Below are 15527 nucleotides of genomic sequence, written 5' to 3'. Positions count from 1 at the left end.
TTATTTATAATACAGTCAAATTTAAAATTAAAGGAGAAAAAATGAGAAAATTAATTTTAACAGGTTTAGTTGCTTTGGGACTTTGTTTTGCAAACAGTATTGATGATATTAAGCTTGGCGATACTGATTCTTTGGCAAAAGCAGGATTTGAGATAAAGAAAAAAGCAAGTGTTGATGGGCTTGATATGAGCAAAGAGTGTTTATCGCTTCATAATAAAATGAAAGAAAATTTAAAATATAAAAGCGCTGAGGAAAAAAGAGCTTTTAGAAATGAAATTCATATGAAAACTTACGCAGAACTTGCTAAATTAAACCAAAATGATAGAGCCAAATTTGATATGAAAATTTGCTCAAAATATCTAAAAAATGCTAAGAAAAACGGTTTTAACAACAAAATAAATTCCGGCGGTTGTGCATACAATCAAAATATGATGGGAAATTTTGAAAATTGTCAAAATAACTTTAACGGATGTAATAAAAACTTTGATTGCCCAAGATTTGATTATTGCCAAAAAGCAGGAAGAAACTGCCAAATGATGAATGAAAACTACGGCTACCAAAGATATAATGATGATAATTTTTAGAAATTACCCTAAAAAGCAAAGAAAATGTGGGTGCTAAAAATTGTCTAAAATATTAGTTTTAGAAGATGAAAGTATGCTAAATGAGATGATTTGCGAATACTTAAACGCAAATCATCACGAAACAACTTCAGTAAAAAGTTATGAAAAAGCTTTAAATTTAGCTTATGAAAATGACTTTGATCTTTGGATTTTTGATGTTAAGGTAATTGGTGGAAATGGATTTGAACTGCTAGAAGAGCTTAGAAATGCAAATAAACTAACGCCTTGTATATTTACAACTTCATTAAATGATATAAAAGATTTAAATAAGGGCTTTTTAAGCGGTTGTGATGATTACTTAAAAAAGCCATTTGAGTTAGCAGAACTTCTTCTTAGGGTAAATAACTTAATAAAGTGAAATTATGCACATAAAACTAATCAACTAGAAGATCTTGGTGATAATCTTAGTTTTGATATTTATAAAAAAACACTTTATAAAAATGGTAAAGCTATTAATTTATCAAATAAAGAAAGTCGCCTTTTAGCTCTTTTTTACAAAACAAAAATCGTGTTTTAACTAGAGAAAAAATTTATAGTTCAATTTGGGATTATGATGAAATTCCAAGCGAATTAAGCTTAAGAGTTTATATAAGAAATCTTCGTAAATATTTAGGAAAAAGAATAGCATCAAGACCAAAAGTAGGATATATTTATGCGTAAATTTATATTTCCTATTTTTTTGCTTTATTTTGCCAGTAGTATTTTGTGTCTGATTTTTTTCATGAAAACTTTATACGATTCAAATTTGAAATTAATTATTCAAAAAAGCAGTTTTGAGCTTTTAAGCGTTTTAAAAGAGTTAAATTTTTTAGTAAAGACACAAAATAGTATTTTAAACTACGATTTTACTCAAAATGGGGATATTTTATTTTTTATAAAAGATTTAAATTCTGGAGAAATTTTAAAAAAAGACTTTGTTTTAGATGATAAAAAAGACTTAAAGCAAATTAGTAAGCATATTTTTGTATCAAATAAAGAGTTTTATTTAGCAGATAATATACATGCTAAAAAAAGAGTTTCAAACTATAATGTTATCTTAAAAAACAAAACTTATAAAAAAGAAATAAATCTTCTTTTTATTAAAATTTCAATTATTTTTATCTTTTCTTTTATATTTTTATCTTTTGTTGGATATTTTATAATCCGCCTTTCGCTTAGACCTTTATTTGATAGAATTTCATATTTAAATTCTTTTATAGAAAATGCAACTCATGAGATAAATACACCATTAAGTGTGATTTTGATGAGTATAGAAATGTTTGATAAAAATCCAAAAAAATATCTTTTAAATATAAAAAAAGCCTCTAAAAATTTATCTTATTTAAATGATAAATTAATAAATCTAACCTTAAAAAATTTACCAAATAATTTAGAATTTGTAAATTTAAAAGACTTTTTAGAAGAAAAAATGAATTATTTTAGCCCTATGATGAGTGAGAAAAATTTAAGTTTTGATTTAAAATTAAATAGTGTGGCTTTAAAAACTGATATAAAAAAACTTGATGTAATTTTTGATAATTTAATCTCAAATTCTATAAAATATAGCAATGAAAATAGTAAAATTTCTCTTTTTTTAGATAAAAATAAATTTGAAATTTCAAATTTTGGAGAAAAAATAGAAGCTAAGAATTTAAATGATATTTTTAAAAAATATGCAAGATTTAGCAAAGTTCAAGCTGGTTTTGGAATCGGACTAAGCTTGGTTAAAAAATACAGCGATGAACTTAATTATAAAATTTCATGCAAAGCAGATGGTAATAAAACTAAATTTATACTTGAATTTTAAAATTTAAACTAAGTTTTATAAGCTTAGTGTAAAATATCTTTTAAATTTTAAGATTAGGAAAACATTGACTGCTTTACTTCTAACTGAATATATTGGCATTGCATCAGCAGCACTTAGTGGTTATTTATATGGAGTTAAAAAAGAGTGCGATTTACTTGGCATTTTTATGGCTGCATTTTTAACTGCTTTGAGTGGTGGAATTTTAAGAGATGTTTTAGTTGGTAGAGATATTTATTCTTTTACTCACTATATGCCTATAAGTATTGTTTTGGCGGTGATTTTATTTGCCATGGCTTTTAAAATTCATACAAAAAGAGAAAGTCTTGATAAAAGCACACTTTTTGTTATGAGCGATGCTATAGATATAGTTAGCTTTTCAATTGTCGGTTCAATGGTTGCGTTAGAGTATGGATATAATATATTTGGAGTTTTGTTAATAGCTCTTGCAAATGGCGTTGGCGGAGGAATTTTTAGAGATATGTTGTATAATGAAGTTCCATGGTTTATGAAAACAGGGTTTTATGGAACAGTTTGCATAGTAACTGGGCTAATTTATTATTTTATGGATTTAATTGGATTAAACAATATGTTTTTTATAATGATACTTTTTGCTTTTGGTGTAGCTTTTAGGATGATTGCACATAAGAAAAATTGGAGATTACCAAAAATTGAGGAGGAAAAATGAGCTATTTAATGAGTAATTATAAAAAAGAAGATATAGTTTTTACAGAGGGGAAAAATTCTGTTTTAATAGATAAAAATGGTAAAGATTATATTGATTTTGCAGCTGGAATTGGGGTGTGTTCTTTAGGTCATGCAAATGATAAAATTTTAAAAACTATAAATAAACAAAGTAAAAAAATACTTCATACTTCAAATTTATATAACAATGAAACGCAAGAAAAACTTGCTAAAAAAATATCAAAATTACTAGGATATAAAACATACGCGTTTTTTTGCAACTCAGGAGCTGAGGCAAATGAGTGTGCGATAAAACTTGCTAGAGAATACGGCACAAAAAATTTTAAAGAAAAAAAATATGAAATTTTATCTTTAAAAAACTCATTTCACGGTCGAACAATTGCAACTTTGAAGCTAACTGGACAAGATAAATTTCATCCCAAAGATTTTGCACCATATCCTGATGGGTTTAAGTTTTTTGACTCAATTGATGAGATTATAGAAAACATTAGTGAAAAAACTGTAGCTGTTATTATAGAGCTTGTTCAAGGTGAGGGCGGTGTAAAAGCTCTTGATAAAGATAGTGTTGCAAAGCTAAGAGAAGTTTTAAAACAAAGAAATTTACTTTTAATAACAGATGAGGTTCAGTGCGGTGTATATAGAACTGGTGAGTTTGTAACCTCTAAAGAGTATGGTATCAAACCAGATATCATAACATTTGCCAAAGGGCTTGGTGGTGGTGTTCCAATAGGAGCTTGCGTAAGCAAAGAGGATATTTTTACATTTGGAGATCATGGAAGTACTTTTGGTGGAAATCATTTAGTAACAAATGTCGCACTTACAACGCTTGATGAACTTGTAAAACTTAAAAAAAGTGGCGATCTTGATAAGAATATTAAAAATTTTCAAAAACATTTAGATGAAATAATCAAAGACTATCCATTGATATTTGAAAAAAGAACCGGGCTTGGGCTTATGCAAGGACTTGTTTTAAAAGATAGTAAAAATTTAGATATTATTTATAAAAAATGCCTTGAAAATGGACTTTTAATACTAAAATCAGGTACAAATATACTTAGATTTTTACCACCTTTAAATATAGATAAAGATGAAATCAAAGAGGGCTTTAAAAGATTTAAAATATCTTTAAAATGTTTATAGGCTAGATGAAATTTAGTGAGTTTATCGACAGCTGGCTTTTTGGCGAAGATGGATATTATCAAAAAGGTGTAAAAATTGGTAAAGAAGGCGATTTTTATACCTCAGTAAGCGTAGGTTCTTTTTTTGGAATTTGTATTGCAAAATATATAATGAGTTTTAACGAAAATTTTGAAATAGTTGAAATAGGCGCAAATGAAGGGCATTTGATTTGTGATATAATCCAGGGAATTTATACTTTTGATAAAACAAAACTTAAAAATTTTGAATTTTTTATAGTTGAACCGTTTGAAAATTTAAGAAGAATTCAAAAAATAAATTTTGAAAATAAAATAGGAGAAGAAGTAAAACTAAATCATTTGTCAAGTCTAAAAGAGACTAAGTTTAAAAATGCTTTTTTTATATCAAATGAGCTTTTTGATACTTTTAAATGCGAAGTTGTGGATAATGAAAAGATGCTGTTTATTGAAAATTTTAAACCTGTATTTAAAACGGCTTCAAAAGAAATTGTAGATTTAGCTAAAAAACAAGGCATTAAAAAAGGTGAAGTTGTTTTGGAATTTGATAAATTTTTATTAGAAATTTATCAAAGTTCAAAAAAATTTAGATTTTTAAGTTTTGATTATGGAGATTTTACACCAAGAGATGATTTTACTTTAAGGGTTTTTTCAAAACATCAAGTTTATAATTTTTTTGATATTAAAAATTTAAAAGAATTTTATCAAAAAAGCGATATTACTTATAATCTTGTTTTTAGAAATATTAAAGATGAGTTTTTAAAATTTAAAGATGTACAATTTGAGAATTTTTGCTCTCAAAGCAAGGCATTAATAAATTTTAAAGCAGATGAAATTTTAGAAACTCTACTTAAAAATGCTGGTGAAAATGCCTATAAAAATGGTGTATTGCAGCTTAAAAGATTAATGATTGAAATGGGTGAAAAATTTAAAATGATAGAGTTTAGCAAAGGATATTAAAAGTGAGAATTGCGGTAAATTGTGAATGTTTGATTATGCAAAAGACTTTAGAAATTTTTTTAAAAGATTATTTAGTAAATGAAGAAGAGGCTGATTTTATCATAAGCGATATAAACAAAAAAAGCAATAAAAGAGTTTTTTACATAGGAGATGATTCACCATATCTTACTCTTCCTTTTAGTAAAAAAGATCTTCTTTATGCACTTGAAGAGTTTGATTTTATTGTTAAAGACAACAATTTAAAAGAAAATTTAGAAGATAAAATATCTTTACTTGTAGATGAGTTTAAGTCAAAATTAATAAAACTAGTAAAAGAGCATTATGAATAAATTATATACCCAAATAAGTAGTGGAAAATTTAAAGGAAAAAAACTTTTAATTCCTTCAAAGACAACAACTAGGAGTACAAAAAGCTTAGTAAAAAGCTCTTTTTTTGATACTTTTAGATTTGAGTTTGCAGATAAAATATTTATAGAGATGTTTGCAGGAAGCGGCGTAATGGCGACTGAGGCATTAAGCAATGGTGCGAAAAAATGCTATGGTTTTGAAAAAGATAAGGCTGCATTTGAAATTTTAAAATCAAATTTTAAAGGCATAAGCAGTGATTTAATCGCAATTAACAGTGATTGTTTTAATGGCTTACAAACTCTTTTAAAAGAAAATAATGATGAGTTTATAATCTATTTTGATCCGCCATTTGACATAAGAGATGGCTATGACGATATTTATAAAAAAGTGTGTGAAACAATAAAAAATTTATCTAATTACAATGCTTTTTTAGTGGCAATTGAGCACAATAGCGATGTTAAATTTGATGAAATAATAGGCAAATTTAAGCTTTTTAAATCAAAAAAATTTGGAAAAACAAGCATGACTTATTTTAAAAAAGAAATTTAATGCAAAACCTTAAAACCTTACTTGATTATCACGCTGATATTAAAAATTGCAAAGAAAATTTGTATGCAAATCCAGACCCACTTTGGGTTGCTGCTAAGTTTAAAGAGCCAAATATCGCATTAATTAGTGCTTTGTTTGCTTATGGAAATGCTAGATTGATAGTTAAATTTTTAAATTCTTTAAATTTTGAACTTTTAAATGAAAATGACAATGAAATAAGAAATTTCTATAAAAATAAAAAATATAGGTTTCAAAACTCACGCGATGTTGCCGAGATATTTATAACTATAAAACGCCTTAAAAATGATAAAAATATAGAAAATTTGATAAAAAAAGGCTTTGAAAAAGGCGAAAATTTAGCCTATGGTATTAATAATTTAATTTCTACAATTTATTCACTAAACAATTATAGAAGTGATGGTTATGAGTTTTTCTTTGGTAAAAACTTTGATAAAAAACCAAAATCCCCTTATAAGAGATACAATATGTTTTTAAGATGGATGGTAAGAGATAAAGACATTGATTTGGGGCTTTTTAAAAGTATTGATAAAAAAGATTTATTAATGCCACTTGATGTTCATACACACAGAGTTTCTTTAAAATTAGGTTTAATGAGTAGAAAAACTTATGATTTTGAAGCTGTATTAGAACTAACTAATAAACTTAGAGAATTTGATAAAAATGATCCTATAAAATATGATTTTGGACTTTATAGGCTTGGTCAAAGTGGCGAAATAGATGAAATTTTAAAAGATATTTAACGGGAGAAAAAGATGGAGTTTGAAATTTGGCAAATTATACTTTTAGTTGGAGTTGCTTTTATTGGCGGTTTTATTGATGCAATTGCTGGCGGTGGAGGACTTATTTGTTTGCCCGCACTTATGGCAGTTGGGGTACCACCTCACGCAGCACTTGCTACGAATAAACTTCAAGGATGTTTTGGGACACTTTCAGCAACTGTAAATTTTACTAGAAAAGGTTTTATAAATTTTAAAGAGATTTTTATAGGTATTATTTTTACGCTTATTGGTGCTTGCACGGGAACTATAAGTGTGCTTTTTATAGATCCAAAATTTTTAAACTATATAATTCCTATTTTGCTTATTTTTGTTGTGATTTATACTATTTTTTCACCAAATTTAGGCGAAACCCAAAAAGAAGCAAAGATGAGTAAAAATGCGTTTTTTATTATTTTTGGGCTTTTAATAGGGTTTTATGATGGATTTTTAGGACCTGGAACTGGTAGTTTTTGGACTTTTGCATTTCTTGGTGTTTTGGGATTATCAATGAAACAAGCCGTCGCAAACACAAAAATTTTAAACTTTACTTCAAATATTGTGGCTTTAGTAGTTTTTATTTTTGGTGGACATATTTTATGGCTCATTGGGCTTTTAATGGGTGTTGGTCAGATGATAGGTGGATATATGGGTTCAAATATGGTAATTAAAAAAGATGTAAAATTTATAAAAACCTTGTTTTTAATTATGGTTTGTGCGACAATTTTAAAAATTTTATACGATATTGTAAAATAAAAAGCAAAATTTAAATATTGTTTAACCAAAAATAGTGTAGAATGGCTTAGAAATTTTTATTTATGGGGTTAGAATGCTAAAAGATATATTTTTATTTGCTGGTAGTTTGATTACTTACAATCATACTTTTATTTATGTGTTTCACTTTTTGCTTATAGTTGCTATTGTTGTTTTGCTTGCTAGAATGGCAACAAATTCACTTCAACTTGTGCCTTATGGCGCTCAAAATATTTTTGAAGCTTATATAAACGGTATTATCTCTATTGGAAAAGATGCAATGGGAAGTTATGAGTTAGCAAGAAGATATTTACCACTTGTTGGAACTTTAGGCCTTGTTATTTTTACTGCAAACATTGTTGGTATGGTTCCTGGTTTTGAAGCACCAACAGCTAGTTTAAATCTAACTTTAGCTCTTACAACTTGTGTTTTTCTTTATTATCACTATCAAGGTGTTAAAATAAATGGATTTTTTGGATATATGAAAAGTTTTTGTGGTCCAATAAAAGTCATGGCTCCATTTATATTTGTAATAGAAATAGTTTCTCATCTTTCAAGAGTTGTTTCTTTATCATTTCGTTTGTTTGGAAATATAAAAGGTGATGATTTATTCTTATTGGTTATGCTTACACTTGCACCTTGGTTTGTTCCAATGATTCCTTATGCACTTTTAACTTTTATGGCTATACTTCAAACATTTATTTTCGTTGTTTTGAGTTATGTTTATTTAGCAGGTGCTGTTGTAATCGACGAACATTAAAATTAAATTATTAAAATTTAGCTCAAAATTGGGCTAAATTTACTTTTTTATTCTTTTTATTACAAAACTTTATCAAATTTAAAAACTTTTTATAGTAAAATAGTCAATTAGAAATTTTATAAGGATTATTATATGGTATTTGAAACAGTTATAGGTTTAGAAGTTCATTGTCAGTTAAATACAAAAAGTAAGATTTTTTGTTCTTGCTCTACAAGTTTTGGGGATAAACAAAATACTCATGTTTGCCCTGTTTGCTTAGCACTTCCTGGAGCTTTGCCAGTTTTAAACAAAGAAGCTGTTAAAAAGGCAATTAGCTTTGGAACGGCTGTAAATGCAAAGATTAATCAAAACTCTGTTTTTGATAGAAAAAACTATTTTTATCCAGATCTTCCAAAAGCTTATCAAATTTCTCAATTTACTATTCCTATTGTTGAGCATGGAGAGCTATATATAGACACAGACGAAGTAAGCAATAAGAGAATAGGAATTACAAGAGCACACTTAGAAGAAGATGCTGGTAAAAATAATCATGAAAACGATAGAAGCTTGGTTGATTTAAATAGAGCTGGAACTCCACTTTTAGAAATAGTTAGCGAGCCTGATTTAAGAAGTAGTGATGAAGCAGTTGCTTATCTTAAAAAACTTCACTCAATTTTAAGATTTATTAATATAAGCGATGCAAATATGCAAGAAGGAAGTTTTAGATGTGATGTTAATGTCAGCATTCGTCCAAAAGGCGAGAGTAAATACGGCACAAGAGTTGAGATAAAAAATTTAAACTCATTTAAATTTATACAAAAAGCAATCGAGTATGAAGTAGAGCGTCAAATTTCAGCTTATGAAGATGGTAAATATGAAAGTGAAGTTGTCCAAGAAACAAGGCTTTTTGATACAGTTAATTTGACAACTAAATCAATGAGAAGCAAAGAAGATAGTGCAGAATACCGATATTTTCCAGATCCTGATTTGCTTCCTGTCCATATAAGTGATGAAATGATGAAAGAAGCTACTAATATACCTGAGCTTCCTAGCGCAAAGCTTAAAAGGTATGTTGAAAAGCTCGAGATAAAAGAAAGTGATGCAAAAGTTATTATTGATGATTATGCTATGGCTGTTTATTTTGAAGATTTAATCTCTAAAGGACACGATCCAAAGCTTTGTGTTACTTGGCTTACAGTTGAGCTTTTAGGAAGACTTAAAAATGGTTTAACTATAGAAACAAGCCCAGTTAATAGCTTAAGAATGAGTGAGCTTTTAAAAAGGATTGAAGATAATACTATATCTCAAAAAGCAGCAAAAGATGTGCTTGATAATATGATGGAGAACAATGCAAAAGTTGATGATATTATCGATAAGCTTGGCTTAAAACAAATTAGCGATGATGCTTCAATTTTAGCAGTTATAGACGAAGTATTATCTAAAAATGGTGATAAGGTTGCTGAATATAAAAGCGGAAAAGATAAACTTTTTGGATTTTTTGTAGGACAAGTTATGAAGGCCGGAAAAGGTGCGTTTAATCCTGCAAAAGTAAACGAGCTTTTAAAAGCTAAACTTTAAGGTTTGTTTATGGCTAAGATAGCAGTTATTGGAGCTGGAAAATGGGGAAGTGCACTTTTTGATGCTTTTAGCTTTCAAAATGAATGCGTTATAACTTCAAGAACTAAAAAAGATATACCTAACTTTGTTGGTTTAGAAGAAGCTTTAAAATGTGAATATTTAGTTTTTAGTCTTTCATCTCAAATAACTAAGTCTTGGCTTGAGAAAAATTTTGTTTATAATAACCAAAAAATTTTAGTCGCCTCAAAAGGGATAAATGCCAAAAGTGGAGAGTTTTTACATGAAATTTTTGCTAAATTTGTTAGTGAAGACAATTTAGCAACTCTTTCTGGGCCATCATTTTCAAGCGAGGTTTTAAAAAAGCTCCCTTGTGCTGTTGTTGTTAGTTCTAAAAACGATAACTTAGCAAAAGAGTTTTGCTCATTTTTTCCACATTATATTAAGGCTTATTCATCAGATGATGTTATAGGAGCTGAAGTTTGCGGTGCATATAAAAATGTCATTGCAATAGCAAGTGGAATATGCGATGGATTAAATTTAGGCAACAATGCAAGAGCTAGTCTCATTTCTCGTGGTCTTGTAGAAATAGCAAGATTTGGTAAATTTTTTGGTGCAAAAGATGAGACTTTTCTAGGACTTAGTGGCGCAGGGGATCTGTTTTTAACTGCATCAAGCAATTTATCAAGAAATTATAGAGTAGGCTTTGGTTTAGCACAAGGTAAAAAAATAGATGAAATTTTGGAAGAATTGGGCGAAGTTGCTGAGGGAATTTTAACTTCAAAGGCTATTTTAAAACTAGCAAATTTGCATAATATATATACACCAATTGCAAGAGAAGTTGCACTAACAATAGATGGAAAAAATCCTAAAAAAAGCTTAATTGATCTTTTAAGACATAAATAAATCTAGCTTTAAAATAAGAAATATTTCTTTTAAAGGTCTAATTTTCATAGATTATTTCTATATTTTCATCATTCCATATTGCTTTTGGAAAAAGATACTCTTTTTGTAGTAGTGGTAAATTTACTTTTGTATATGAAAGATTCATTTTTTTAAATTTATTAAGCTCATTTACTATAAATGTTGTGCAGTAAAGTCCATTTTTATCGAGTGAAAACTTACTTCCAAGTTTTAATTTTAAATTATTTAGAAAAATTAAAGTGTTATTTTTGTCTAAAAATTTAACCCTTGCTACGCCAAAATCAGTAGCATTTTCTAAAAAATCATCTAAATTTTCTATAATAACACCATTTTTATTTTTATAATCATCTGGTAGAGAATGTATAATTTTTGTGGGATTTAGTGATAATATAACTCCTACATGTGAGTATTTAAAATCGCTTGCTTTTGCTATTAGGAAACTATCCATTGTGTTTCCATGTCTAAATACAAGATCCCCAAGCTTAAACTCAGGGATGTAGCTAAAATTAGGACTTTTTAGTTTGGTGTTTTTATATGTAAAAAAACCTACTAATATAAAAAATATTAATAAAAATGGAAATATTTTTTTTATAATCTTATCTTCCACTTATTATTGATTTTTATAAGATCCATCGTGTCAGCTTGGGTTGAGCCATCTTTAAATGTGGTTTGGACTCTAATGCTGGCAGTATTTCCATCAATGTCTTTTTTTATAACATCAGCTTTTTTAAATCCTCCCCTTTCTTTTGCTTTTGCTTTATTTTGCTCTAAAACAGAATCAATTTTTTGAAATACAAAATCCATATCTGCTTTTGATGGTTTTTCATCACCTAAATAAAGCATATCAACAACTGTTTTTGTGTTGCTTGTATAAAGTTTTTGTGTAAAATCAACAGCTGTTTTTTCTGCACTTGAACCACCACATCCAATTAAAATAAATGTAAAAAAAGTTAAAATTGTTAAAATCTTTTTCACTTCTTTCTCCTTAATATATCATAAAACTATATCTAGAAATAACTAAATTTGGCTTTTAAATTTTTTAAGAGCAAATTCCAAATCTTCTTTTGTATCAATTCCAATGCTTTCAGTAGCAAGCTCACACATTGCGATTTTTTTACCATTTGATAAAGCACGAAGTTGCTCAAGTTTTTCTGTGTTTTCTAAAATGCTTTCATCGAAATCACAAAACTCATTTAGGTTTTTTACGCTATAAGCATAAATTCCAATATGTCCTCTATAGCCATTAAAACTTTCTCTTGGATATGGAATTTTTGCCCTTGAAAAATAGATTGCGTTATTTAGATTATCGCAAACAACTTTTACCAAATTTGGATTGTCTGCATCGATTTGACTTATTTTTTTATACGCACTTGCCATGAAATAACCTTTTTTTGTTATGGCAATATTTGCAAATTCTTTAAATTTTGATAAATTTTCAGTTTCAAAAAATGGTTCATCGCCTTGTAGGTTGATAATAATCTCATCATCTTTTAAACCCATTTTTAAAACAGCTTCATTAATTCTATCTGTTCCGCTATTGTGTGATGTGGAGGTTAAGACTGTTTTAAAACCATATTTTAAAGATATATTTAGGATATCTTCATTATCAACTGCTATTAAAACATCACCAACTTTTTTAGCATTTTGTGCAGTTTTTATAAACATTGGAACACCACCAATATCAGCTAAAATCTTATCTTTAAAACGAGTTGATTTAAGTCTTGCAGGGATTACTATCATTTTTTTATCCACTCTATTATTGTATTTTTAATCTCTTCTTTTTCGACTATTGTTTTATGTTTTTCTTCATTGCTAAAAAGAGATAAAATTTCATTTGGAACTTTATCATTAAACTCTTTTGCTAAATTTAGCATATCATTTTTTTCATCTTTTATTTCGTCATTTTTAATAGCTTTTATCATTGATGGTGTAAATTTCACCCAATGAGCAGTTGATGTTATAACGGTTGGTTTTTTAACTGGTGTAAATTTAAAGCAAGTTGCAGTGTGTGGATCTATTAATTTGCCTTTTTTACTAATTTCTTTTATAAAATTTATGCACTCCTTATCAGTGCAAAATTTCGCCTCAAAACCATTTATTTTAGGTATTTTATAGCTTTTATTATCTTTTAAATTTTGCATTAATTCTTTTGTTTTAACATCTCCAAATTTATCAAATAAAAGCCTTTCAACATTTGATGAAACTAAAATATCCATTGCAGGGCTTATTGTTTTAATTAAGCTTTTATTTTTTATATCATAAATTCCATCATTGAAAAGATTTGTCAAAACATTGTTTTGATTAGAAGCTATTTTTATAATATCAATTTTTGCCCCCATTTTTTTAGCATAATACGCTCCTAAGGCATTTCCAAAATTCCCACTTGGAACTATGATGTCAAATGTTTCATTACCTTTTAAAATGCCGTTTTTAAGGAAATTTACATAAGCATAAAAATGATAAATAATTTGAAATAAAATACGGCCAAAATTTACAGAATTTGCAGCACTTAAAAATAAATTTTCTTTTTTTAATGTGTTTTTAAAATCATCATCGCCAAGTAAAGTTTTAAGAGCTTTTTGTGCATCATCAAAATTTCCTTTTATTCCAATGACTTTTAAATTTCTATCATTTGAAGTTACCATTTGTAGTCTTTGAACTTCGCTTGTTCCCTCATATGGATAAAGGCAAACCACCTTTACATTTTTTGAGTTTTCAAAAGCTTTTAAAGTGGCTGGTCCAGTGTCACCACTTGTTGCGCAAATTATTAAATAATTTTTATTATCTTTTTTTGCAAGCTCATCTATGATTATGCCAAATGGTTGTAAAGCCATATCTTTAAATGCTCTTGTAGGTCCGTGATATAGCTCATTTATATATAGATTTTCGCTAATTTTTTCTATTTTTAATGGAATGTTTTTATCATCAAATTTATCATACGAACTTAAAGCAAGTTTAAAAATTTCTTCATCTATATCAAAATCAAAACTATTAATTATCTCAAGTGCAAGCTCTTTGTAGTTTAAATGAATTGCTTTTTTAAAAAATTCATCATCAAATTTAGGAAAATTTTTGGGAACAAAAAGTCCACCAAAATTTGCACTAGGGTTTAAAAGTGCATAACTTAAAGCAACACTTTGGGTTTCATCTCTTGTGGAGGTTAAATTCATTTTTATCCTTTTATGCTATTTTTAATCCATTTTTTATATTTTTTATATGCTTTATTAAATGTTAAAGATATTATCTCAGGTGTATCGTAAGAATGGTGTTTTAAAAGAATTTTTTTTACTTTTTTATAGTTATTTGTTTTTATGATAAGTTGAAATTCTTTTTCTTTATGAAGTTTTTCTTTCCAAAAATAAAGGCTTTTTATCTTGTAAAAATTAACGCAAGCCGCTGCTTTTTTATCAAGAAGTTTTTTTGATATGAAAATGGCTTCTTTTTTAGATGAAACTGTTGTTAAAATTATCATTTTACCAAAGTTCCTATGCCAGTATCTGTAAAAATTTCAAGTAAAATTGAATGAGAAATTCTGCCATCTATGATGTGAGCTCCATTTACACCATTTTTTACACACTCTAAGCAAGCATCTATTTTTGGTATCATGCCTCCACTTATCGTGCCATCATTTTTAAGATTTTGAATTTCATCGCTATTTAAAGTGCTTATTAATTCACCATTTTTATCTAAAACACCTTTTGTATCTGTTAGAAAAATAACTTTATCAGCTTTTATACATTTTGCGATACTGCTTGCACAAAGATCGGCATTTACATTGTAGCTTTGTGAATTTTCACCAACCGAAATTGGTGCAATAACAGGTATATATCCACCATCTAAAATATAATCAAGCATATTTTTATTTACACTATTTATTTCCCCAACAAAGCCATAAGCTCCATTTTTAAGTGGCTTTGAACTAAGCAAGTGTGAATCTTTTCCACTAAGTCCAATTGCTTTTGCGCCATTTTCATTTAAAAGTGCAGTTATTTCTTTATTTATTAGACCGCTTAATACCATTTCAACGACATCGATAGATTCTTTTGTTGTAATTCTGAGACCGTCTTTAAACTCGCTTTTTATTCCAAGTCTATCTAGATAATGATTTATTCTTTTTCCACCGCCATGAACCACTATAACCCTTATGCCAACCATACTCATTAGCACTATATCTTTTGCAAAATCATTTTTAAGCTCCTCATCTATTTGAGCTGAGCCTCCGTATTTTACAACAAAAATTTTATCTTTAAATTTTCTTATGTATGGTAAAGCTGAGAGGATTATCTCAGCTGTTCTTGACTTCGCCATTTTTAATTTTTTTTGCATTATTTTATTTTAAAATTTGTAATTTTACTTAGCTCATCGTTTGTATTTAAAATTTCGTAAGTGAAATTTGATGCTACACCAAAATCAGAAAGTCTTTTTTTATGCATTAAAATATAACTCTTAGCGTTTTCTTCATTATCAAATGCATATATTCCGCCAGCTTTTTTATCTTCTTTGTTCTCTGTCCAAATTTTCCACAAAAAGCCTTTTTCTTGATTTATAGAATTTGCTAAATCCTTACACTCTTTATACATCTCATCGCCAAAACCACCTTTGTAGTCAAATAATACTTGCAAAATTACCATTTTTTTC

19 protein-coding genes and 1 pseudogene are annotated in these 15527 nt (G+C 27.8%); 13 read left to right on the top strand and 7 right to left on the bottom strand.

Features of this window, described 5'->3' with window-relative positions:
* Positions 1–41: 41 nt before the first annotated feature.
* From O6B72_RS01860 to O6B72_RS01800, 13 genes and pseudogenes are all read left to right on the top strand, one after another.
* Entirely contained in the window at positions 42–584 is a 543-nt protein-coding gene (locus tag O6B72_RS01860) for a hypothetical protein (protein ID WP_269489721.1), read from the top strand.
* A gap of 40 nt (positions 585–624) precedes the next feature.
* A pseudogene (locus O6B72_RS01855) lies at positions 625–1283 on the top strand (response regulator transcription factor).
* 61 nt (positions 1284–1344) lie between these two features.
* Positions 1345–2409 (top strand): sensor histidine kinase, encoded by a 1065-nt coding sequence (locus O6B72_RS01850; RefSeq protein WP_269492038.1) that lies wholly within the window; start codon positions 1345–1347, stop codon positions 2407–2409.
* Positions 2410–2473: 64 nt separating this feature from the next.
* Positions 2474–3094, top strand: coding sequence for a trimeric intracellular cation channel family protein (locus O6B72_RS01845; RefSeq protein WP_258298862.1), 621 nt, complete (start codon positions 2474–2476; stop codon positions 3092–3094).
* A complete protein-coding gene (locus O6B72_RS01840; protein ID WP_269492037.1) occupies positions 3091–4251 on the top strand; it encodes an aspartate aminotransferase family protein in 1161 nt (386 codons plus the stop codon). Before O6B72_RS01845 ends, O6B72_RS01840 begins: the two co-directional genes overlap by 4 nt.
* A 5-nt stretch (positions 4252–4256) precedes the next feature.
* A complete protein-coding gene (locus tag O6B72_RS01835) occupies positions 4257–5225 on the top strand; it encodes an SAM-dependent methyltransferase (RefSeq protein WP_269486579.1) in 969 nt (322 codons plus the stop codon).
* A gap of 2 nt (positions 5226–5227) precedes the next feature.
* Positions 5228–5554 (top strand): hypothetical protein, encoded by a 327-nt coding sequence (locus tag O6B72_RS01830; RefSeq protein ID WP_269492036.1) that lies wholly within the window; start codon positions 5228–5230, stop codon positions 5552–5554.
* Positions 5547–6122, top strand: a complete 576-nt coding sequence (gene rsmD / locus O6B72_RS01825; RefSeq protein ID WP_269492035.1) for a 16S rRNA (guanine(966)-N(2))-methyltransferase RsmD — start codon at positions 5547–5549, stop codon at positions 6120–6122. Before O6B72_RS01830 ends, rsmD begins: the two co-directional genes overlap by 8 nt.
* Positions 6122–6883: a TIGR02757 family protein gene (locus O6B72_RS01820; protein WP_269484956.1), complete on the top strand. Its 762-nt coding sequence runs from the start codon at positions 6122–6124 to the stop codon at positions 6881–6883. Before rsmD ends, O6B72_RS01820 begins: the two co-directional genes overlap by 1 nt.
* 12 nt (positions 6884–6895) lie before the next feature.
* The gene (locus tag O6B72_RS01815) at positions 6896–7654 is read left to right on the top strand and encodes a TSUP family transporter (RefSeq protein ID WP_050335113.1); all 759 of its coding nucleotides are present in this window, start codon (positions 6896–6898) and stop codon (positions 7652–7654) included.
* A gap of 73 nt (positions 7655–7727) precedes the next feature.
* A complete protein-coding gene (locus O6B72_RS01810; protein ID WP_016647229.1) occupies positions 7728–8411 on the top strand; it encodes a F0F1 ATP synthase subunit A in 684 nt (227 codons plus the stop codon).
* A gap of 132 nt (positions 8412–8543) precedes the next feature.
* Entirely contained in the window at positions 8544–9968 is a 1425-nt protein-coding gene (gene gatB / locus O6B72_RS01805) for an Asp-tRNA(Asn)/Glu-tRNA(Gln) amidotransferase subunit GatB (RefSeq protein ID WP_269483646.1), read from the top strand.
* Positions 9969–9977: 9 nt separating this feature from the next.
* On the top strand, positions 9978–10871 hold the full coding sequence (locus tag O6B72_RS01800) for an NAD(P)H-dependent glycerol-3-phosphate dehydrogenase (protein WP_269492034.1): 894 nt from the start codon (positions 9978–9980) through the stop codon (positions 10869–10871).
* Positions 10872–10908: 37 nt separating this feature from the next.
* Here O6B72_RS01800 and O6B72_RS01795 read toward each other — a convergent pair whose 3' ends face one another.
* The 7 genes from O6B72_RS01795 to O6B72_RS01765 form a co-directional block, all read right to left on the bottom strand.
* Positions 10909–11337 (bottom strand): hypothetical protein, encoded by a 429-nt coding sequence (locus O6B72_RS01795; RefSeq protein WP_332112742.1) that lies wholly within the window; start codon positions 11335–11337, stop codon positions 10909–10911.
* Between the two features lie 140 nt (positions 11338–11477).
* On the bottom strand, positions 11478–11864 hold the full coding sequence (locus O6B72_RS01790; protein WP_258299131.1) for a DUF4878 domain-containing protein: 387 nt from the start codon (positions 11862–11864) through the stop codon (positions 11478–11480).
* Between the two features lie 42 nt (positions 11865–11906).
* Entirely contained in the window at positions 11907–12629 is a 723-nt protein-coding gene (gene kdsB / locus O6B72_RS01785; RefSeq protein WP_269492032.1) for a 3-deoxy-manno-octulosonate cytidylyltransferase, read from the bottom strand.
* Positions 12626–14059, bottom strand: a complete 1434-nt coding sequence (gene thrC, locus O6B72_RS01780) for a threonine synthase (RefSeq protein ID WP_269492031.1) — start codon at positions 14057–14059, stop codon at positions 12626–12628. The genes kdsB and thrC overlap by 4 nt, the downstream gene beginning before the upstream one ends.
* Before the next feature lie 2 nt (positions 14060–14061).
* Complete coding sequence (gene cutA / locus O6B72_RS01775; protein ID WP_024962589.1) at positions 14062–14361, bottom strand: divalent-cation tolerance protein CutA; 300 nt, start codon at positions 14359–14361, stop codon at positions 14062–14064.
* Positions 14358–15197, bottom strand: coding sequence for an acetylglutamate kinase (argB, locus tag O6B72_RS01770; RefSeq protein ID WP_373871172.1), 840 nt, complete (start codon positions 15195–15197; stop codon positions 14358–14360). The genes cutA and argB overlap by 4 nt, the downstream gene beginning before the upstream one ends.
* A 17-nt stretch (positions 15198–15214) precedes the next feature.
* Entirely contained in the window at positions 15215–15520 is a 306-nt protein-coding gene (locus tag O6B72_RS01765; protein ID WP_024962591.1) for a monooxygenase, read from the bottom strand.
* Positions 15521–15527: the final 7 nt, after the last annotated feature.

The organism is Campylobacter ureolyticus, assembly GCF_027277485.1.
Lineage (GTDB): Bacteria > Campylobacterota > Campylobacteria > Campylobacterales > Campylobacteraceae > Campylobacter_B > Campylobacter_B ureolyticus_B.
This window is presented reverse-complemented; position numbering and strand designations above follow the sequence as displayed.